Annotated in this window: 19 protein-coding genes, 1 tRNA gene, 1 other RNA gene and 1 other annotated feature; of the genes, 15 read left to right on the forward strand and 6 right to left on the reverse strand. The window is 44.9% G+C overall.

Features of this window, described 5'->3' with window-relative positions; translation table 11 throughout:
- Window positions 1–54 precede the first annotated feature (54 nt).
- The gene (gene ilvN, locus V8Q34_RS02595; RefSeq protein ID WP_033140411.1) at window positions 55–567 is read left to right on the forward strand and encodes an acetolactate synthase small subunit; all 513 of its coding nucleotides are present in this window, start codon (window positions 55–57) and stop codon (window positions 565–567) included.
- A 71-nt stretch (window positions 568–638) separates the two neighbouring features.
- Window positions 639–1,652, forward strand: coding sequence for a ketol-acid reductoisomerase (gene ilvC, locus V8Q34_RS02600; RefSeq protein ID WP_033140410.1), 1,014 nt, complete (start codon window positions 639–641; stop codon window positions 1,650–1,652).
- A 97-nt stretch (window positions 1,653–1,749) separates the two neighbouring features.
- Here the strand turns inward: ilvC and V8Q34_RS02605 are convergent, their stop codons facing one another.
- The gene (locus V8Q34_RS02605) at window positions 1,750–2,646 is read right to left on the reverse strand and encodes a LysR family transcriptional regulator (RefSeq protein ID WP_033140409.1); all 897 of its coding nucleotides are present in this window, start codon (window positions 2,644–2,646) and stop codon (window positions 1,750–1,752) included.
- Between the two features lie 141 nt (window positions 2,647–2,787).
- Between V8Q34_RS02605 and leuC the strand changes: the two genes are divergently transcribed.
- The 4 genes from leuC (at window position 2,788) to V8Q34_RS02625 (ending at window position 5,625) form a co-directional block, all read left to right on the forward strand.
- Entirely contained in the window at window positions 2,788–4,056 is a 1,269-nt protein-coding gene (leuC, locus tag V8Q34_RS02610) for a 3-isopropylmalate dehydratase large subunit (protein ID WP_033140408.1), read from the forward strand.
- Between the two features lie 12 nt (window positions 4,057–4,068).
- On the forward strand, window positions 4,069–4,557 hold the full coding sequence (gene leuD, locus V8Q34_RS02615) for a 3-isopropylmalate dehydratase small subunit (protein ID WP_033140407.1): 489 nt from the start codon (window positions 4,069–4,071) through the stop codon (window positions 4,555–4,557).
- Between the two features lie 173 nt (window positions 4,558–4,730).
- The gene (locus V8Q34_RS02620) at window positions 4,731–5,204 is read left to right on the forward strand and encodes an NUDIX domain-containing protein (RefSeq protein WP_335834740.1); all 474 of its coding nucleotides are present in this window, start codon (window positions 4,731–4,733) and stop codon (window positions 5,202–5,204) included.
- Between the two features lie 16 nt (window positions 5,205–5,220).
- The gene (locus V8Q34_RS02625; RefSeq protein WP_335834741.1) at window positions 5,221–5,625 is read left to right on the forward strand and encodes a hypothetical protein; all 405 of its coding nucleotides are present in this window, start codon (window positions 5,221–5,223) and stop codon (window positions 5,623–5,625) included.
- Between the two features lie 38 nt (window positions 5,626–5,663).
- Here V8Q34_RS02625 and V8Q34_RS02630 read toward each other — a convergent pair whose 3' ends face one another.
- The 5 genes from V8Q34_RS02630 to V8Q34_RS02650 form a co-directional block, all read right to left on the reverse strand.
- Window positions 5,664–6,305: a DUF3298 and DUF4163 domain-containing protein gene (locus V8Q34_RS02630; protein ID WP_148391510.1), complete on the reverse strand. Its 642-nt coding sequence runs from the start codon at window positions 6,303–6,305 to the stop codon at window positions 5,664–5,666.
- Window positions 6,306–6,315: 10 nt separating this feature from the next.
- Window positions 6,316–6,783, reverse strand: coding sequence for a TspO/MBR family protein (locus V8Q34_RS02635; protein WP_033140404.1), 468 nt, complete (start codon window positions 6,781–6,783; stop codon window positions 6,316–6,318).
- Window positions 6,784–7,124: 341 nt separating this feature from the next.
- Entirely contained in the window at window positions 7,125–7,886 is a 762-nt protein-coding gene (locus tag V8Q34_RS02640; RefSeq protein ID WP_227243320.1) for an AIM24 family protein, read from the reverse strand.
- A gap of 178 nt (window positions 7,887–8,064) precedes the next feature.
- Window positions 8,065–8,138, reverse strand: a tRNA-Pro gene (locus tag V8Q34_RS02645).
- Between the two features lie 222 nt (window positions 8,139–8,360).
- Window positions 8,361–8,753: a pyridoxamine 5'-phosphate oxidase family protein gene (locus tag V8Q34_RS02650; RefSeq protein WP_033140396.1), complete on the reverse strand. Its 393-nt coding sequence runs from the start codon at window positions 8,751–8,753 to the stop codon at window positions 8,361–8,363.
- A gap of 190 nt (window positions 8,754–8,943) precedes the next feature.
- Between V8Q34_RS02650 and V8Q34_RS02655 the strand changes: the two genes are divergently transcribed.
- From V8Q34_RS02655 to V8Q34_RS02695, 9 genes are all read left to right on the forward strand, one after another.
- On the forward strand, window positions 8,944–9,981 hold the full coding sequence (locus tag V8Q34_RS02655) for an SGNH/GDSL hydrolase family protein (protein WP_335834742.1): 1,038 nt from the start codon (window positions 8,944–8,946) through the stop codon (window positions 9,979–9,981).
- 61 nt (window positions 9,982–10,042) lie between these two features.
- Window positions 10,043–10,306: a binding site (T-box leader), on the forward strand.
- Window positions 10,307–10,443: 137 nt separating this feature from the next.
- Window positions 10,444–12,099, forward strand: coding sequence for a 2-isopropylmalate synthase (locus V8Q34_RS02660; RefSeq protein ID WP_335834743.1), 1,656 nt, complete (start codon window positions 10,444–10,446; stop codon window positions 12,097–12,099).
- Between the two features lie 638 nt (window positions 12,100–12,737).
- The gene (locus V8Q34_RS02665; RefSeq protein ID WP_335834744.1) at window positions 12,738–13,634 is read left to right on the forward strand and encodes a hypothetical protein; all 897 of its coding nucleotides are present in this window, start codon (window positions 12,738–12,740) and stop codon (window positions 13,632–13,634) included.
- A 251-nt stretch (window positions 13,635–13,885) separates the two neighbouring features.
- Window positions 13,886–14,716 carry a cell wall hydrolase gene (locus V8Q34_RS02670; protein ID WP_081960216.1) on the forward strand — a complete coding sequence of 277 codons (831 nt, stop codon included), beginning with the start codon at window positions 13,886–13,888 and terminating at the stop codon, window positions 14,714–14,716.
- Window positions 14,717–14,737: 21 nt separating this feature from the next.
- Window positions 14,738–16,225, forward strand: coding sequence for a threonine synthase (gene thrC, locus V8Q34_RS02675; RefSeq protein ID WP_033140391.1), 1,488 nt, complete (start codon window positions 14,738–14,740; stop codon window positions 16,223–16,225).
- Window positions 16,226–16,347: 122 nt separating this feature from the next.
- The gene (locus tag V8Q34_RS02680; RefSeq protein WP_033140390.1) at window positions 16,348–18,039 is read left to right on the forward strand and encodes a phosphoenolpyruvate carboxykinase (ATP); all 1,692 of its coding nucleotides are present in this window, start codon (window positions 16,348–16,350) and stop codon (window positions 18,037–18,039) included.
- Window positions 18,040–18,143: 104 nt separating this feature from the next.
- Window positions 18,144–18,914 carry an HD domain-containing protein gene (locus V8Q34_RS02685; RefSeq protein WP_148391503.1) on the forward strand — a complete coding sequence of 257 codons (771 nt, stop codon included), beginning with the start codon at window positions 18,144–18,146 and terminating at the stop codon, window positions 18,912–18,914.
- Between the two features lie 55 nt (window positions 18,915–18,969).
- Window positions 18,970–19,151, forward strand: a non-coding RNA gene (ssrS, locus tag V8Q34_RS02690) — 6S RNA.
- 232 nt (window positions 19,152–19,383) lie between these two features.
- The gene (locus tag V8Q34_RS02695) at window positions 19,384–20,448 is read left to right on the forward strand and encodes an aldose epimerase family protein (protein WP_148391502.1); all 1,065 of its coding nucleotides are present in this window, start codon (window positions 19,384–19,386) and stop codon (window positions 20,446–20,448) included.
- The last annotated feature ends 24 nt before the right edge of the window (window positions 20,449–20,472 follow it).

The following is a 20,472-nucleotide window of genomic DNA, read 5'->3' on the forward strand; positions in this document are numbered from 1 at the left end:
CAAGAAAAGTTAAGCTGTTCCGTGAAAACGGGAGAGCATGGGAGAAGGTGCTGTATGAACAAAAGAATTTTATCTATTCTGGTTGAAAATACGGCCGGTGTTCTGAGCCGGGTCTCCGGTTTGTTCAGCCGACGCGGTTATAATATCGACAGTCTTTCCGTGGGTATCACAACGGATCCGAATTATTCCCGTATGACAGTTGTCTGCAGAGGGGATGAACTGATTCTGGAACAGATCACCAAGCAGGTGGAAAAGCTTGAAGACGTACTTACCGTGAAGGTGCTGAAGGACGGGCAGAGTGTCAACAGAGAATTGATTCTGGTGAAGGTCCGTGTGGAGCCCGAGCAGCGACCGAGTATCTCTTCAATCGTGGATATTTTCCGTGCCAATATTATTGATGTGGGCAAGGAATCCATGATCATAGAGCTTACCGGTACCAAGTCAAAGCTGGAAGCGTTTATTGACCTGCTGGAAGGCTATGAGATTCTGGAACTGGCAAGAACGGGTATCACCGGACTTTCCAGAGGTGTTGATGATGTCTTCTATTTAGAGGAAGACGAGGAGTAATTTTACATACGTTAGCTAGAGAATGATTTTTTATTCCCTAAGATAAAACAATATGCTAGGAGGAAATTAAAATGGCAGTAAAAATTTATTATCAGGAAGATTGCAACATGGCACTTTTAGAGGGCAAGAAAGTTGCAATCATCGGTTACGGCAGCCAGGGACATGCACATGCTCTGAACTTAAAAGAATCAGGTGTGGATGTTGTTGTCGGACTTTATGAAGGCAGCAAATCCTGGGCAAAAGCAGAGGCACAGGGATTAAAAGTTTATACAGCAGCAGAAGCTGCAAAACAGGCTGATGTCATCATGATTCTGATCAACGATGAGAAACAGGCAGCTATGTACAAAAAAGATGTTGAGCCGAACCTGGAAGAAGGTAATATGCTCATGTTCGCACACGGCTTTGCTATCCATTTCGGACAGATCAAACCGCCGGCTAACATTGACGTTACCATGATCGCTCCTAAGGGACCGGGTCATACAGTAAGAAGCGAGTATCAGGTAGGAAAAGGTGTTCCGTGTCTGGTAGCTGTACAGCAGGATTACACAGGAAAAGCAAAAGACAGAGCACTGGCTTACGCTGCAGCACTGGGCGGAGCAAGAGCAGGTGTTCTGGAGACTACTTTCAAAGTTGAGACTGAGACGGACCTGTTCGGCGAGCAGGCAGTTCTCTGCGGCGGTGTATGCGCACTGATGAAAGCCGGCTTCGAGACATTGGTAGAAGCAGGATATGCACCGGAGAACGCTTACTTTGAGTGTATCCATGAGATGAAACTGATCGTTGACCTGATCTACGAAAGCGGATTCCAGGGTATGCGTTATTCTATCTCCAATACTGCTGAGTATGGTGATTACATCACAGGACCTAAGATCATCACAGATGATACCAAGAAAGCTATGAAGAAGATCCTGTCCGATATCCAGGACGGTACTTTTGCAAAAGACTGGATTTCCGAGAACCAGACAGGCTGCATGCACTTCGGCGCTATGAGAAGAAGAGAAGCAGAGCATCAGTTAGAGGAAGTCGGAGCAGAGCTGCGTAAATTATACAGCTGGAACGACACAGGCAAACTGATCGAGAACTAAATGTTAATGTATAAATAAAAACAGCCGCCGGGTGAAGGAAGTATCCTTTTCCCGGCGGCTTTGCCGTGGGGCCGCTGCCCCGCAGTTATTCCTGTAATTATGGCCGTTTACTGTTATAAAAATCAATGAAATCCTTTACCGCTGTGGTCTGCTGCAGGTTATCCAGGAAAGCGAAGCCGATATTCCGCTTGTGGATCGGGAAGGGGAGGGGAATCTCCACCAGGGTCTTATCCCTCAGTTCTTTTTCTACGAACTGGCGGATGACACAGGCCACGCCCAGGCCGATCTTGGCAAATTCAATGAGCAGGTCCATGGTGGACACTTCCAGCAGGTTGTTTGTCTCAATGTGGTGCATGGAGAGGTAGTCATCTATATACTGACGGGTCATATTTTCCTTGTCCAGCAGCATCAGAGTGGCTGTGTGGAAGATATCGTCCTTGTGGTTGGTGCGCAGGGACAGATTGTCCAGGTAGGAACTGGTGCTGACGAAAATGTCCTCAATTTCCCCGAGAGAATCAAAATGTATGTGGTGAAGCCGTTCCGGTTCCCCGATAAGCCCCAGATCAATTTTGTTTTCCTTCAGAAGCTGCAGGGTATGGTTGGTGGACTGGCATTCAATGGTGATCTTCACATGTGGGTGCAGCTTGATGAATTCCTGCAGATAAGGAAGCAGCATATATTTGCAGAGGGTAGTGCTGACCCCGATATGTAAATGCCCGATTCCCAGGTCATTGATCTTCTTAATACGGGATTCTCCCATTTGCAGGGAATAGAAGGCTTTCTGCACATAGTCGTAGAGGATCTCCCCCTCCTCGGTGAGCTGGACGCCTCTGGAATTTCTGGAGAACAAAGTCACATCCAGACTCTGCTCCAGTTTGCGGATGGATTTGCTGATCGCCGGCTGGCTGATATAGAGCTGCTCTGCGGCTTTGGAAATATTACCCGCGTTAGCTACGGTATAGAAGACGCGGTACAGGGATAAATTCTGCTCCATTTATAAAACCTCACTTCTGTATTTTATTTTACACCATATAAATAGGAGTTATGGCAGATATATTTAATATGTATTTCTATTATAACAAAAGATATGCTATGATAGCAATAGATGAAATCGATAGAACAAGGAGGAATACCCATGGGAATGACAATGACACAGAAAATTCTGGCTGCAGCAGCCGGCCTTGACAAAGTGGAAGCCGGACAGTTGATCGAGGCAGACCTGGATTTGGTACTGGGTAATGATATTACATCTCCTGTAGCAATTCACGAGATGGATAAAATGACCGTTAAGAATGTATTTGATAAAGACAAAATCGCGTTGGTTATGGACCACTTTATTCCGAACAAGGATATCAAATCAGCGGAACACTGCAAATGCGTGCGTGAATTCGCATGTAAGAATGAAATTACCAATTACTTCGATGTGGGAGAGATGGGCATTGAGCATGCGCTGCTTCCGGAAAAAGGCCTTACCGTGGCAGGTGACGTGGTGATCGGAGCGGACTCTCATACCTGTACCTACGGCGCGCTGGGCGCTTTCTCCACAGGCGTGGGAAGTACCGATATGGCAGCAGGCATGGCTACGGGAAAAGCCTGGTTCAAAGTACCGTCTGCCATCAGATTCAATATTGTAGGCAAACCGGCCAAATGGGTCAGCGGAAAAGACGTGATCTTACATATCATCGGCATGATCGGCGTGGACGGTGCTCTTTACAAATCCATGGAATTTGTAGGTGAAGGCATCAAAAACCTGAGCATGGATGACCGCTTCACCATTGCCAACATGGCAATTGAGGCAGGCGGAAAGAATGGAATCTTCCCGGTTGACGAGCAGACGGAAGCATATATGAAAGAACATTCCAAACGCCCGTATAAAGTTTACGAGGCAGATGCGGATGCGGTTTACGACGAAGAATATACCATTGATCTGAGCCAGCTGAAACCGACCATCGCATTCCCGCATTTGCCGGAAAATACAAAGACAATGGATGAGATCACAGAGGATGTGGTGATTGACCAGTCCGTGATCGGTTCCTGTACCAACGGCAGAATTGAAGACCTTCGCTGTGCAGCAGAGATATTAAAAGGCCGCAAAGTGAAAAAGGGCGTGCGCTGTATTATCATTCCTGCAACACAGAACATCTATCTGCAGGCAATGGAGGAAGGACTTTTGAAGATCTTTATAGAAGCCGGCGCAGTTGTCAGCACTCCGACCTGCGGACCGTGCCTGGGCGGATACATGGGTATCCTGGCAGAGGGCGAGCGCTGCATTTCCACCACAAACAGAAACTTTGTGGGACGTATGGGACACGTGGACTCTGAAGTATATCTGGCAAGCCCGGCTGTCGCTGCGGCAAGCGCAGTAACCGGCAAAATTTCCGTTCCGGAAGAACTTGGATTATAGGAGGGTGAAGACATGAAAGCAAACGGAACAGTTTTTAAATATGGCGACAATGTGGATACGGATGTCATCATCCCGGCAAGATATCTGAATTCTTCTGATCCGGCAGAGCTGGCACAGCACTGTATGGAGGACATTGACAAGGAATTCGTGAAGAAGGTACAGAAGGGTGATATCATTGTGGCAAATAAGAACTTCGGCTGCGGTTCTTCCCGTGAGCATGCACCCATTGCCATCAAGGCAGCAGGGGTAAGCTGCGTCATTGCCGAGACCTTTGCCCGTATTTTCTACCGCAACTCTATCAATATCGGCCTGCCTATCATTGAGTGTCCGGAAGCGGCACAGAACATCGAAGCGGGAGATGAGGTGGAAGTGGATTTCGACAGCGGGATCATCACCAACAAGACAAAAGGAACCAGCTTCAAAGGCCAGGCATTCCCTGAGTTCATGCAGAAAATCATTAAGGCTGAAGGCCTGATCAATTACATCAACAGCCAGCAGTAAAAGAGCAGGATATAAAACGGTCCATTTCGCCGGGAAAAGCGGGATGGGCCGTTTTTTATGTGCGTGGGGGGAGGTGATGGCTGCGATTCATTGCTTCGGGATGGGCGGAATCAGGTTGTAAGAGGAATGAAAATATGATATTATTTTTGTACAGAGTTAGCAGAGGAAAGTGTATGATAAAAAACATGAAAAATCAGACAAAATTCTATAACACACCGGATGCCCCAAAACCCAACCGTCCGATTCACATGGGTGCAGTTGGCATTATAAGAAATAACGGAAGGGTATTACTGGAACGCAGGACAGACACAGATCGCTGGGCATTTATCGACGGTGGCCTGAAAATGGAAGAATCGCTGGAGGAATGTGTGCAGAGGGAGGTAAGGGAAGAGACAGGACTTTGGGCAGACAGTCTAAAATTACTTAATGTATTTTCCTATCCTTACAGGATAGCTGCTTACCCGGACGGAAATATCGTGCGCATTATAACTGCGGTCTATGAGGTCTTTATAAAAGATTTTCAGGGACTTTGCTGCAGTGAGGAATCCAGAGAACTGCGTTTTTTTGAGACAGATGAATTATCGGGGCTTACAATTGCAGAGACGCATAAGGATATTCTTGAATATTATATGTTACATTTTGCATAAGAAAAGGAGGGAGAATGTGATAAAACGGAAAATGGCGGCCGCTTCTGTGCTGTCTGTATTATGCATTTCTATGGTGGTTGGGGTAGGAGTACATGTAAATAACAGCATAAAACCGGATTTGATCATACCAAAACGGGAAGAGATTATAAAAGAAGGGTATCCAAAGAACGAAGAAGGGCAAACCTATGGTATTGGAGGCGTTATATATGGAGATCCTGAACTGCTGCTGGCTATAGGGGAAGATGATGTACAGGGATATGTGAAAAGCACAGACCTGGTTGGAGACCTGCCGGAAAGTCCTGAGGAGGCTTTGGAATTAAATAAAATAAAATCTTTCCGTATACCTATGTATCTGCAGGACGGTAAAACAGTGATTGGGGAATTTGTTGTTGGGTCACCGGCAGATAAGGAGGAAAATTGACAGGAGGGCTGCATCAGCCCTCCTGTCAGTGTTTGGCCTCAAATATTAATTGGAAAATAAAATTCCGGCAGTCCGGTAGAATATGGCGCTATGTCATACTGCTGAAAATAAATAACCAGTTTTCCCGGCTCTAAATAAAAATTGTTGATACGAAATGTGTTATGCAAAAGCGTTTTATAGTCATCAAAATAAGTACCGGGATTCTCTTTTAATCTTCTGGCAATCTGGCTTTCCATGGATACCTGCAGTTGATGCAGGGAAGAAGGCGTAAGAGGATAAAAATCTGTGAGCCGCAGCCTTTCTCCGCTGCTGAAATCCCATGTATCAGAAGTGCGTATTGTTTGCCCGTGGGCTCCGCCTGTATAAGTATATGTATCCGTATATAGGCTGGTGATGCATCCGGAATTATAGGTAATCTGGAAAACAACGTCCAGAGTATAAGCATTAAACGGGCGCGTGCCCTGTATGTATTCAAGGTCCTGTGCTGCCTGCGCAAATATCACATTCCTGCAGTAGTCCCGGGTGTTCTGGGCAAGTCGGAGATAGTAAGCATTTATGGCCTCGGCGGCTTTCACATTGCATGTGGTAGTAAAGGAAGGGTAGTTGATTTTATATGTTACGATCGGTATGTTTTTATATGATATGGTATCTGTTAAGGTATTTGTCGTGACTGTCTGCATATATACCACCTCACCGATTCATAATATAGATCATAAAATTAAGATACGCCGCGAATATACACCAGATGAGATAAGGAATTTGTAAATAAGCGGCAGCGGGGCTGATCTTATAAAACTGACAGATCATGACGATAATAACAAGAATCAACGCCAGCAGCCATATAAATGCAAGAAAATACTGGGAGAAACCAAAGAAAATAATGCTCCAGAAGAAATTGAAAAGCAATTGAACAGCGTATGTCCTAAGCGCCCTGCGCCTGCCCGGATTATTGGATTCATAGATGAGGTAGGAAGAAATTCCCATTAAAATGTAAAGTATTGTCCACACAACCGGAAATATAAAAGCCGGCGGACTGAGGGCTGGCTTGTTTATCATATCATACATAGAACGGTTTCCGCTGATCAGGGTAGACAGAGAACCAATGGCCAGCGGAAGCAGGATGGAGATAACAAAAGAGCTTCTGTTTTCTTTACTCATATCTGTAATGTACTCCCTGTACGGGTATTTACTAAAACATATGCGTTTTTTTGATTACTTATGAGAAGTGTTTGAAAGCTAATATAGTGTAATGTATCACCAAGCTGGAAAAAACGACGTCTATGATTGGCGATTCGTCCTCAGTAAAGTTGTTGGAAAGAGCACAGGCTGTGGTAGATACGAAATAACTAGTCAAAATTACAATAGGAAGAATATATGGAAGACAGAAGAACATATTTTGTAAATTGTATGGATGTTCAGGTTAACGGCTTATGATTTTTTGATATATCAACAGTATACTCCCGGACATATATCCGGGAGCATGTGAATGGTTGTATTTATCAATTTCCCACAGGTGAAAGAAGTACTTTTCCGGTACCACGATAAACATTGACTAATCCTTCGCCGGAAGCAGCAGATCCAATAAGAGATTTACCGGAACGCTCAACTGTAAAATCAAGAGTACCGCTCCAGGCAATTGCCATGTTGCCATCAACTTTTAATACATCGTTATCTAAGCTGATTTCAACAAGTTCTTCTCGTGGACAAGGGCACTCTAAACATAATATGCCAGAGCCTTTGATTCCTAAATTAAACAAGCCTTCGTTACCGGCAACGGCAGATGAAACATTAGAGCGCATTACTGCTTTATGTTTTAGTCTGGAATCACAGGCTAAAAATAAACCATCATCAAGAACTATGGATTCATTCCAGTCTTTTAAATCCAGAAGTAACAGATGACGATATGTAGGTTCCAGTACTAAAATCCCATCTCCGGTGTATTCGGGTTTGATAGCACTTTCGCCGGTGACTTTGCCACGAACAGCCTTACCAAATAAGTCACCAACACCTTTAATACCGGTGGTGGCATTTACATTGCCGACCATCCATTGCATAGCGCCGGCTTGTAAAGTAATGCTGGCTTTGCTTAAATCACAAATAACCTGACGTTTGCGCACATTCATGGCAGCACTATAATATGCAATGGCAGCATCTGATGGCATAACACTTAAATCTTTTTGATATTCAATTACAGTAAATGGGCCTAACTCAGAGAGTATTTTTACATCATCGTTATTTGTAAAATTTGCAATCTTAAACATATAATATTCCTCCTTGATATGGAAATCTTGAATTATAGTAATAATACTATAGATTACTTACAAACTCCAGTAGTTTGTAAAAACTGTATTCAAGTGTCTTCAAAATAATGATTCGTTTTATAAATAAAAAATACTGGAGAACCACATAAACAGCAGCCTCCAGTATCTTAATTATTAATCGGGGCAACAGGATTTGAACCTGCGACCTCACGGCCCCCAGCCGTGCGCGCTACCAAGCTACGCCATACCCCGTAACGATTATTTATTATAACAGAATTTTTGGAAAATGCAAGAAAAAATCGAAAAAAAGTTTAATTTTTTTTATTAAAATATTTTTAAGGAAAAAAACGCGCATTTTGACCGGACTGCCGCATGATAAAAGTACAGATATAATGGCTGTTTTCTGTACGGAGGACCGCAGTTGTTTCCATCGGCAGTCCCCCATTTGAATGATCAAAAACGCTGGGATTCCTATTAGAAATGAATCACCCTTGGTTCATCCGTAAATGATGCAAAGGTAGCCGTGGCATCTTTCAGGTAAAATACTTGTGTATTGCCATCGCCGGGCTGATACATGGCCTGCAGGTTCGGGTAGCCGTCCAGCATGTGCTTTTGTGCCTCTACCCTGTCATCCAGCACGGCAGTGGCCTCGATCCGCAGCCAGTGACCGCCGTCGAATGCGCAGATCTCTATTTGGGGATTAGCCAGAATCTGTCGGGAAACATTTTTTACTTTACCGGTCTGGATATAGAGTTTGTCTTCAAAGATGTCCACGGTTCCAAAGGGACGGACTCTTGGTTGACTGCCCTCTGTGGTTGCCAGATAATAAGTCCCGCATTTCTTAAGAAAATCATAGATTTCCTGCATAAAACAGACCTCCTTTGTAAATTTGACATTTATACGCGCCTATACTAATATTATAGCAAATACATGAGAAAAAGAAAGCGCTATTTAAAAGAATAAGCGAAAATAAGCGAGGATACCCCACGATATGACCGCACTCTTCAAAAATGTCTGTCGTGGGATGAAATAACAGACAGAGCAGGAGGATGAACCTTTGAAGATAGAAGACCTGGACAGTAATTTTAAACAGGAAGCAAACAGTACACGCTTAAATTACAGGAAGGTAAAGGAAACAGAGGCAGAGATTGAGGGATTATGCCCCCATACCTGGCAGCGCCTTCCCGATGGTGTTCTGGAAGAAATAGACAGACCGGAGCTTACTGCGCTTGCCCGGCATACCAGCGGAGGTGTGCTGCGATTTCAGACAGATACCTGTATTCTGGGTTTGTGTATGGAGCTGCTGGAGCCGGATTTTATGATGTCCCATATGCCCCTGACCGGAAGCGCGGGCATGGATGTGTTTGTAAACGGCAGCTATGCCGCTACATTCAGGGCAGAACCGGGAGAAGATGCGGTAAAGGGAGAAATTCTTCTTTCAGGGGAAAAATCGGAAATAACCGTATATCTGCCCCTCTACAACGGTGTGAAGGAATTTTACCTGGGTATCTCAGATAAGGCATGTATATGGAAGCCGCTTGAACATAAAGTAAGGAGGCCTATAATCTTTTATGGCTCCTCCATCACACAGGGCGGATGTGCCTCCAGAACCTCCAATGCCTATCCGGCGCTGGTGACAAGATGGCTGGATGCAGGCATGTATTGTCTTGGGTTCTCAGGCAATGCCAGAGGGGATCTGCCGATTGCCCGTTATATTGCCGGACTGCCTGCAGAATATCTGGTCTATGATTACGACTACAATGCTCCCGATGCCGCGTTTTTGAGGGAAACACATGAACCGTTTCTGGAATATATTCTTTCACATAACCCGGCGCTTCCTGTGCTTGTCATGTCACGGCCAAACCCGGAATTTAAGACAGAAGAGCTGCAGAGCAGGGAGCGCAGACAGATTATATGGGAGACGGTTTTCAAATGCAGGGAAAGAGGATATCAGGTGGATTTTCTGGACGGTGCGGAGCTGTTTGGGGAGGAAGCAAGAGAGTGCTGCACTGTGGATGGCATTCATCCCAATGATTTGGGATTTTACCGGATCGCGCAGAGGGTTTTTGGAAAAATACATGCGTTTCTCTCTTGACATTTTCGGCAGGGAATGGTATCTTAACTTTAACACAACAGCAACGAGCTGTTGCAATATGACAAATGCGAAGATAAGGATTAGTACAGATTCATATCGGATTTCAGAGAGCCGCTGGCTGGTGTGAAGCGGCAGACGCAGAATCTGGAACTGCCCTTGGAGCAGCTGCCCGAACTTTCTTTGAGAAACAGTAGGCGCAGACGGAACCCTGCCGTTATCAGAAGGGAAAGATATAAGGTGTACATATCTGTATCTTATTAAGCGTATGAAGTATATTCATAAAGTAGAGTGGTACCGCGCAGGACAGTAGTCTTTCGTCTCTATTACAAGCATATTGTAATAAAGATGGAGGGCTTTTTTTTATACCATTTGGGAAGCCAGAGAAATCCCTGGAAGTCCGGGCAGGCCGCCTGTTATTAAAGCTTAGATATAGGTATCCAAAAAAGTCAGGAGGAAAAGAGAATGAAAAATTGCAGTAAGTACAAGAGACAGTATTTCATGCCGCCGGTAAAATGTATGAAGTGGGCGGAAAAAGAGTATGTGGACAAAGCTCCCGTTTGGTGCAGTGTTGACCTGCGTGACGGCAACCAGGCACTTGTCATCCCCATGAATCTGGAACAGAAAGTAGAGTTTTTCAAACTTCTGGTGGAGATTGGATTTAAAGAGATAGAAGTGGGATTCCCGGCTGCTTCTGAAACAGAATATACATTCCTCAGAAAGCTGATCGAGGAAAACCTGATTCCGGATGATGTGACCATTCAGGTTCTGACTCAGGCCAGGGAACATATTATCAAGAAGACATTTGAGGCAGTAAAAGGAGCCAAAAATGTAATTGTTCATGTATACAATTCCACATCCCTTGCACAGCGTGAACAGGTGTTCAGAAAATCAAAGGAAGAAGTTCTGAAGATTGCAGTAGAAGGCGCTAAACTTTTAAAACAGCTCACAGAGGAAGCAGGAGAGAATTACCGCTTCGAGTACAGTCCGGAGAGCTTTACAGGAACTGAACCGGAATATGCGCTTGAGGTATGCAACGCAGTGCTTGACATCTGGCAGCCCACAGCCGACAGAAAGCCAATCATCAACCTGCCTGTAACAGTGGAGCATTCCATGTCCCATGTATACGCAAGTCAGATAGAATATATGTGTGAGAACCTGAAATACAGAGAAAACGTGATCGTATCCCTTCATCCGCACAACGACCGAGGATGTGGTGTGGCTGATTCTGAGATGGGACTTTTAGCAGGAGCTGATCGTATTGAGGGAACACTTTTCGGAAACGGCGAGAGAACCGGTAATGTGGACATCATTACCCTGGCCTTGAATATGTATTCCCAGGGTGTTGAACCGAATCTTGACTTTACCAATATGAGTGCAATCTGTGAAAAATACGAAGAGTTCACAGGAATGAAAATAAGCGAGAGAAGCCCATACTGCGGCGCGCTGGTTTTCGCAGCTTTCTCCGGTTCCCATCAGGATGCCATTGCAAAAGGCATGCACTGGCTGGATGAAAAGAAACCGGAACACTGGACTGTTCCCTATCTGCCCATTGATCCGAAAGATGTGGGAAGAAACTATGACGCAGACGTTATCCGTATTAACAGCCAGTCCGGCAAAGGCGGTGTAGGTTATATTCTGGAAACAAAATACGGCCTGAACCTGCCGGCTAAGATGCGGGAGGCCATGGGATATACAGCCAAGGCTGTCTCAGATCATACACAGAAGGAACTGCTGCCTGAGCAGATTTTCGAGCTGTTCAAAAAGACATTTGAGAACGTTACCTCTCCTCTGAAAATCCACAGTGTTCATTTCCAGCAGAAGGACGGCGGCATCACCACACAGGTGACATCCAGCTTTAACGGACGTGAGGTGACGATAGAGGCAGCCGGAAACGGACGTCTCAACGCAGTCAGCAACGCATTGAAAAAGGAATACGGGTTCCAGTATGATCTGATAACATATCAGGAACATGCATTGGAGCAGAGTTCCAGTTCCAAGGCCATTGCCTATGTGGGAATCCGCAAACCGGACGGCAGTCTTGCCTGGGGCGCAGGAGTGGATTCTGATATCATCAGGGCATCCATCGACGCGCTGGTGACTGCTATTAATAACAGATAAAAAAATTTATGGGTAAATAGCGTACCATTGGTAAGATAATCTGATATTATTTAGATGGTATCCAGAGGCAAGTTATGGACTTGAAAAGTAAAAAAAGTGTGTAAATGGTGTGTAGAACATTGGCAAAAAGTGTGTAAAAACTAAACAGATAAAAAAGTGTGTACAAATATTTTAAGGTATAGTTTATCAGTTAGAGTAAAAATACACGGGGTAAAACATTTTATGCGAATAATGGACGGGTAAAATAACAGATTTCTACCGGTCCATTATTTGTACCTTGGCAACCGAACATATATTCGATATAATCATATTATAGGCGAACAAACGTTCTGTTATGACCGTAAGAAGGAGAGGAGGGGGATTTTGCAGAAGTAAAAACATTCTGTGATTACCACAACAGTATAAAGACAAGGGAAGATACCGGCACAGAGGAAGAGGGATACCAAGTTTTTACTTTGGATGAAATGGCATCTCAGATAAATGAGTCAAAATAAGCATTTTCAAAATTGAAAGATCAATTTTTATGCCATCATTTTTAACATCATTTTCGCACATATGCAACAAAACAGGACACAGCGTACACTTATAAAAAGAAGGGTAACGATTGCTGCATATTTCAGAAAATGAGGTGAAAGGATATGAAAAAAATAAAGGAAAAGAAGAGAGGCGGTATTTTTCTTTACACATTGGCATTATGTCTGGTACTGCTTACAGGGTGTTCCTCCATACAGAGACAAAGTGGCGGTGATAAAATGACCGAACCGAGGGGAAATGTGTCTTCAGAGGTGGGAAATACATCCCGGGAGGACAACGAACCGGCTGCCCGGGAGTTTGAGATTACCGGGAAAGTGATAACAGCAGATGAGAACACCATACTGTTTTTACAGGATGGGGAAGAAAATGGTGGACTGGCCGACTTTGGCACAAGTGATGTCCTGTTTTATGACCAAGAAGGAACGGAATTAGAAGCAAAGGCACTCCGGCCGGGAATGCGCATCGCGCTTTCCGCAGCCGCTGACAGCACTTCTGTGGAGCGTTATCCGCTGGGAATCACAGGCGTTCACAAAGTCCGCGTTCTGGAACATCAAAATGATGTGGTCGGCCTGTATCTTGACATCCTGAAGGCAGTCTACGGTGCAGACACGGCACTGAATGATAAGATCACCATAGCGGCTCTTGATCTGACAAAGGAAGAGAACCTTTCCAAACAGGAGAAGGAGGCCCTTCGATATCTTTTTTGGTCCTATTTGACAAATGCACAGGAAAGCCTGCCTGACGGCGGAAGTGGACATATAGATGTAATGCTGTCCACTTGGGAGGAACTGACGGAGGAAGGTTTGATCGATAAAGAAAACCTGGATTTTCCGGAAGGAATTCTGATAACCATAAAAGCAGGACAGATAAAAAATGACAGTTTCCGGTTTGATGTGGAAAAATGGCGTTCCGGTCTTGGTGCTATCGGGTATGACTCCTGCGAAGGGACATTTGAGGACGGCGCCGGAACTTACCGTCTGGGTGCGGCCTGGATATCATAAGCAGATAGAATAAAAGAAGATACAGATATTTCCACATTTTAGTGAAATAGAGGAAAAAAGCACGAAAAAGTGTATAAAATAACCATCAATAAATAAGATAATCTTGTGAAGATTAGCTAAAAGACGCCCCGGCTTATTGACTTCCATTGCCCAATTATTTTATAATCCATATAATTCATGACATCAGAAACGGAACTGAGAGGTATCACTGGTGTCTATTCGAGATAAGAAAACAGGCAAAGGAAAAAGGTATGGACATTATTCGTACGATTGCGGCCGGATTTTTATTTTTGATCCGGAAGATATCTAAAAAGAGCCGGAGAACCTGTGCGCTGGTTATGACAGGGGCAGTGGTGATCGCTGCCGTGGCATTCACCTTCCATGGGCTTCATGCAGGCGGGAAAAATAATGTATATGCATCTGTGAGTGACGACAAAGATCCGCCTAACGATAAGGATGAGCCAGAGGAAGAACAGCTGTACGGTCTGGACGCAATTATTTCAGGCGTACTGATAAGTCAGGATACCCAGAGCGAAGTACATCGGCTCGGCACTTCCTGTGAGGCTGTGCTGGTAGGGCAGAGAACAGGAAAAAAGGTGCAGGAATCACATTTTGATTTCAGTGAAGAGACAGCCAGCAGTGTGGCTGAACTGGAGAATCATTCCATCGGCGCTTCTGAGAGTCTCCTCAGGATGACGGACCAGGATTATGAGACGCTTCTTAAAATTGTGGAGGCGGAAGCCGGCGGAGAGGATATCAAAGGCCGTATTTTGGTGGCAAATGTGATCTTCAACCGGGTGAAAAGCCCTGATTTTCCCAACAGTATTCACGATGTGGTGTGGGAGAATTCGGACGGAAGTCCCCAGTTTTCTCCTACGGTTGACGGCAGAATCGATACGGTCACCGTTTCAGAGGGGACCAGAGAAGCGGTCAACCGGGCGATAGACGGGGAGGATTACTCCCAGGGTGCACTGTTCTTCATGGAAGAGGCTTATGCGGAACAGCACAATATTAAATGGTTTAAAGAGGATTTAAAATTTTTATTCCAATATGGGGTACATGACTTTTTCACGTATCCGTAAAGAAGAAAGGACTTAAAAAAGATGGAGATTTTGTACAAGAGCACAAGAGGAACAGGGGAATGCGTAAAAGCATCCGAGGCAATTTTAAAAGGACTCTCAAAGGACGGCGGACTGTTCGTACCTACAAGTATTCCCAGGCTGGATATTCCCATGGAAAAATTGGCAGAGATGACTTACCAGGAGATCGCTTATGAGGTTATGAGCCGTTTTCTGACCGATTTTACAGAGGAAGAGTTAAAGGCATGTATTGCCAGAGCCTATGATTCCAAATTCGATACAGAGGAGATAGCCCCTCTGGTAAAGGCAGGCGGCGCATATTATCTGGAGCTGTTTCACGGAGCGACCATAGCGTTCAAGGATATGGCACTTTCCATCCTGCCCCATCTTTTGACCACCTCCGCAAAGAAAAATCATGTAAAAAATGAGATCGTTATCCTCACTGCCACATCAGGCGATACAGGCAAAGCAGCTATGGCCGGTTTCGCAGATGTGCCCGGTACAAGGATCATTGTCTTTTATCCCAAGAATGGTGTCAGCCCCATCCAGGAAAAACAGATGGTGACACAGAAGGGAAATAATACATATGTGGTGGGAATCACAGGCAATTTTGATGATGCCCAGACCGCAGTGAAAAAAATGTTCAATGACAAGGCCATGGAGGAGGAGCTTGACAAGGCAGGCTTCCAGTTCTCTTCTGCCAACTCCATCAATATCGGCCGTCTGGTGCCTCAGGTGGTGTACTATGTTTACGCTTACGTGAACCTTTTCAAGAACGGTGAGATAAAAGATGGTGAAAAAATTAACGTAACAGTGCCCACCGGAAACTTCGGAAACATCCTGGCAGCTTATTATGCCAAGAATATGGGCCTGCCGATCGATAAATTGATCTGTGCCTCCAATGAGAACAAAGTTCTCTTTGACTTTTTCTCTACCGGAAGCTATGACAGGAACCGTGACTTCATTCTGACCTCCTCTCCATCCATGGATATCCTTATATCCAGCAACCTGGAAAGGCTTATTTACCGCATTGCAGGGGAAAATGCGGACAAAAACCGGGAGATGATGGAGCAGCTTACCAAGGGCGGAACCTATCAGATCACAGAGGAAATGCGCGGCCAGCTTGCTGATTTCTATGGCAATTTTGCTACAGAGGAGGAGACTGCCCAGGCTATAAAGGCTCTTTATGAGGATACAGGCTACGTGATTGACACCCATACAGCGGTTGCTGCCTGTGTTTACGGAAAATACACAGATGAGACCGGGGACAGCACCAAGACGGTCATTGCCTCCACAGCCAGTCCGTTTAAATTCACAAGAAGCGTCATGAACGCCATTGACAGCAAATATGATGCTATGGGTGATTTCGAGCTGGTGGATGAATTGTCCAAAATTGCAAATGTGAAGGTTCCCAATGCCATTGAGGAGATCCGTACAGCCCCTGTTCTGCACGATACCGTGGTGGACGTTCCTGATATGCCTGCCGCAGTAAAAAATGTGCTCGGAATTTAAAAAATAAAAATTCTATAAAATGTAAAAAAATCGTCAAGAAAATACATTGTTAAAGTATTGACTTTTAAAAACTAACATGAGATAATAAATTGACTTTGAGATAAGATTAAGGAGGAAACCATATGTCAACAAAAGCATATTACCCAATCAACGAGATTGGAGCAGGCAAAACTGGCTTCAGCAAAACTCGTTCCATTATTGAAGCAGCATTCTATGGCAACAATGTTGTTAAGGTTAACACATTAAAAGAGGCATATGAATTAGCGAAGAACTCACCTGGAACAGTCGTTACAGATATGCCTGTTTATAGAGGCGAAGAGTTTGGTCTTGAGAGAGATGCTAAAGTTTTATTATTCAACGATGGTGCTATCACAGGACGTTATGCAGCAGCACGCCGTATTGCCGGAGAACCAGGTGTTGACTGCGCGGCTCTTGACAAAGTGGCTATGGATGCTATTTATGAAGCCCGCTGGAAAACCATGTATCATGCAGAGGTATATGTAGGTCTGGACCCAGAATTCATGGTAAAAGCTCACCTGCTGATTCCGGAAGGCGAAGAGAACATCATGTACTCCTGGATGCTGAACTTCCAGTATATGTCTGATGACTATGTAAAAATGTATAAAAATTCCCAGCCTGTAGGCGGCGGAAAAGAAGCAGATATTTTTATCTTCTCAGATCCTCAGTGGGCACCTGCAAGCCGTCCGGGCGTTGACTTCAGCTGCTTAAGCGATCCGCAGACTCTGTGCTACTTCAACACAGACCAGAACTGTGCTTGTATCCTTGGTATGAGATACTTCGGTGAGCACAAAAAAGGTACTCTGACCATGGCTTGGGCAATTGCCAACAGAAATGGTTATGCAGCATGCCACGGCGGACAGAAAGAGTACACACTGGCTGACGGTTCCAAATACGTTGCTTCTGTATACGGTCTGTCAGGATCAGGTAAATCTACCATCACACATGCAAAACACAATGGCAAATACGAGATCAAGGTTCTGCATGATGATGCATTCATCATCAACACAGATACTTGTGCTTCCGTAGCGTTAGAGCCTACATACTTCGATAAAACTCAGGATTATCCTGCAGGATGCGATGACAACAAGTTCCTTCTGACATCCATGAATAACTCTGCTACATTAGACGAGGATGGAAACATCCAGCTTGTAACAGAAGATATCAGAAATGGTAACGGACGTGCGATCAAATCCAAACTGTGGGCACCGAACCGCGTTGACAAGATCGACGAGCCGGTTAACGCAATCTTCTGGATCATGAAAGACCCGACCATTCCGCCGGTAGTGAAATTAAAAGGTGCTTCTTTAGCATCTGTAATGGGCGCTACTCTGGCTACAAAACGTTCTTCAGCAGAGCGTCTTGCACCGGGCGTTGACCCGAATAAGCTGGTTGTTGTTCCTTACGCTAACCCGTTCAGAACATATCCGTTAGCTGATGACTACGAGAAATTCAAAAAACTGGTTGAAGAGAAAAATGTAGACTGCTACATCATCAACACAGGCGATTTCATGGGCAAGAAAGTACAGCCGAAAGATACTTTAGGTATCCTGGAAGCAATCGTAGAGAAGAAAGCAGACTTCAAACCTTGGGGACCGTTCTCCGATATCGAAATCTTCGATTGGGAAGGATTCGTTCCGGATATGAATGATGCAAGCTACGTTGATCAGCTCAGAGCTCGTATGAATGACCGTGTCAATGAGATCAAAGCTTTTGAGACAAAGAAAGATGGATATGACAAACTTCCTGCTGACGCTTTAGAGGCAATCCAGAAAGTTGTTGAAGAGCTGAAATAATTCAGTCTTGTAATAGAAATCTTGCGGACCGTCAGTGATGGCGGTCCGTTTTCCTGTTTCATACCCGGAGATATTCAAAGGTCCTCGGGCAGCGGAGAAAATATATGATGGATTTGGAATATGCAAAAGAAAGTTTCCGGCAATATCTCAATCATTACGACAGAAGCGACGATAAGATCATGCTGAAGGAGGTCCATACCTTCTGTGTCCTGGATGCAGCGGACTATATCTGCAGGGAAGAGAAGATTTCCAAGGAAGACCACGAACTGGCTCTTCTCATAGCTCTGCTTCACGATATCGGACGGTTTGAACAGTTGAAGACCTTCCACAGCTATGACGACAATTTGTTTGACCATGCCGAGTTCGGCGTAAAGGTCCTCTTTGAGGACGGCATGATCAGGCAGTTTATCCGCGATGACAGGTATGACCCTATCATCAGGACAGCGATTGCCTGTCATTCCCTCTATGAAATACCAAAGGAAGTAGAGGGAAGGGAACTCCTGCACTGCAGGATCATCAGGGATGCGGATAAACTGGATAATTTCAGGGTAAAGGATACGGAGAAGGCTGAGGCCATCTTTGGCATTTCTGCAGAACAGGTAGGGCTTGAACCTGTCTCAGAAAACATCTTGAACGCCATAAGAGAACACCGCTGTATCCGGCGGGGGGAGAGAACCACGCATATGGATATGTGGATATCCTATCTGGCTTTTATCTTTGACTTAAACTTCCCTTCCAGTTTCCTTTACATTAAGAATCAGGACTACATGAACCGGAATATAGACCGCATTCCTTATGGGAATCCCAAGACAAAGGCGGATATGGAAGAAGTGCGTTCTATCTGTAATATTTATATTGAAGAAAAAATTTATTAAGTGTGTGCATTTTTGTTGAAAAAGTTCATATACTAGAGTATAATAAAGATACGAAGTAATCCTGGGGTGTGCGATGCTCCTACAGTTTTTGAACCTACATTTCTTTAAACGGGATTCCTATATTTCTGTTCAGATGTCAGGCCGTCATTGCGCAGCGGAAGGCAGAAGAACAGTTGCGGTTGCCCACCTGGCTTAGGCTAGGAGTCAGAAAGTAGGAAACGGCATCCTGGGATTATTAATATAACAGCAGGTTTGCTGATATATATGAATAGTGGACATTTGCAGCAGGAACGCCGCATTTGATGCGAGAGTCTGAAGAATCAGACTCTTTTTGTTTATAACAATAGGAACATGGACCCTCAGGGGAATGCGCAGTTGGCGCAGCAGGCAGATGACCGCACGCTTCGGCGCAGGAGTCCGGCAGGCAGGACTCATTGATATTAAATCATGAAAAACAGGAGATGAAGACATGGGAGTGACAAAAAAGAGCTTTGGAAAAAGTCCTGAAGGAAAAGATGTATTTCTCTATGAACTGAAAAATGAAAATGGTGTGGCAGCATCTGTTACAGATTTCGGTGCCATACTGGTCAGCGTGATGGTTCCGGATAAAAATAAAAAGCTGACCGATGTGGTTCTTGGCTATGATACCGTGGAAGGGTATTATGAGAATAAACCTCATTTCGGTTCCCCCATCGGCAGGAACGGAAACCGTATCGGCGGAGCAAAATTCACCATTAACGGAAAAGAATATGTGCTGGCTCAGAATGACAACAAAAATAATTTACATAGCGGCCCGGATTTCTACCGTACCCGCGTATGGGATGTGGAAGAAGTAAAGGAGCAGGAGAACAGCATAACCTTCCGTATCTTCAGCCCGGACGGTGACCAGGGATTCCCCGGAAACTTTACCGGATATGTAACCTATAAGCTCACAGATGACAATGAGCTGGTTATGCATTATACGGGAAGTGCAGACGCGGATACTGTGGTGAACATGACAAACCATTCCTACTTTAACCTGGCAGGACATAATGCCGGAGCGGAGAGCATGCTGAATCATGTGGTTCAGATCCATGCACCGGAATTCACTCCGGTATCTGATTCCGAAGCTATTCCCACAGGGGAGATCCTGAAGGTGGAGGGCACACCCATGGACTTTACTTCTCCAAAGAAGATCGGACAGGATGTGGAGGCTGACTATGAACAGCTCATCTTCGGAGGCGGCTATGACCATAACTATGCACTTTGCAGGGAGAAGGGCGAGGTGAAAGAAGCAGCCGCTGCTCACAGTGATGAGACAGGCATTACCATGAAGGTGTTCACAGATCTTCCCGGCATGCAGTTCTACATCGGTAATTTCATCAACAACGAGAACGGAAAGGGAGGCAGTGTCTATACAAAGCGTGCCGGCTTCTGTATGGAGACGCAGTATTATCCCAATGCCTGCAATGAGGCTAATTTCCAGTCCTCTGTTCTGAAAGCCGGAGAGAAATACGATACGACCACAATTTATCAGTTTGTAACTGAAGCGTAGGCATAAAAAAGAAGACGGGCTGCC

The sequence above is a fragment of the Blautia sp. JLR.GB0024 genome, assembly GCF_037000545.1.
In the GTDB taxonomy this organism is placed as follows: domain Bacteria; phylum Bacillota; class Clostridia; order Lachnospirales; family Lachnospiraceae; genus Blautia; species Blautia celeris.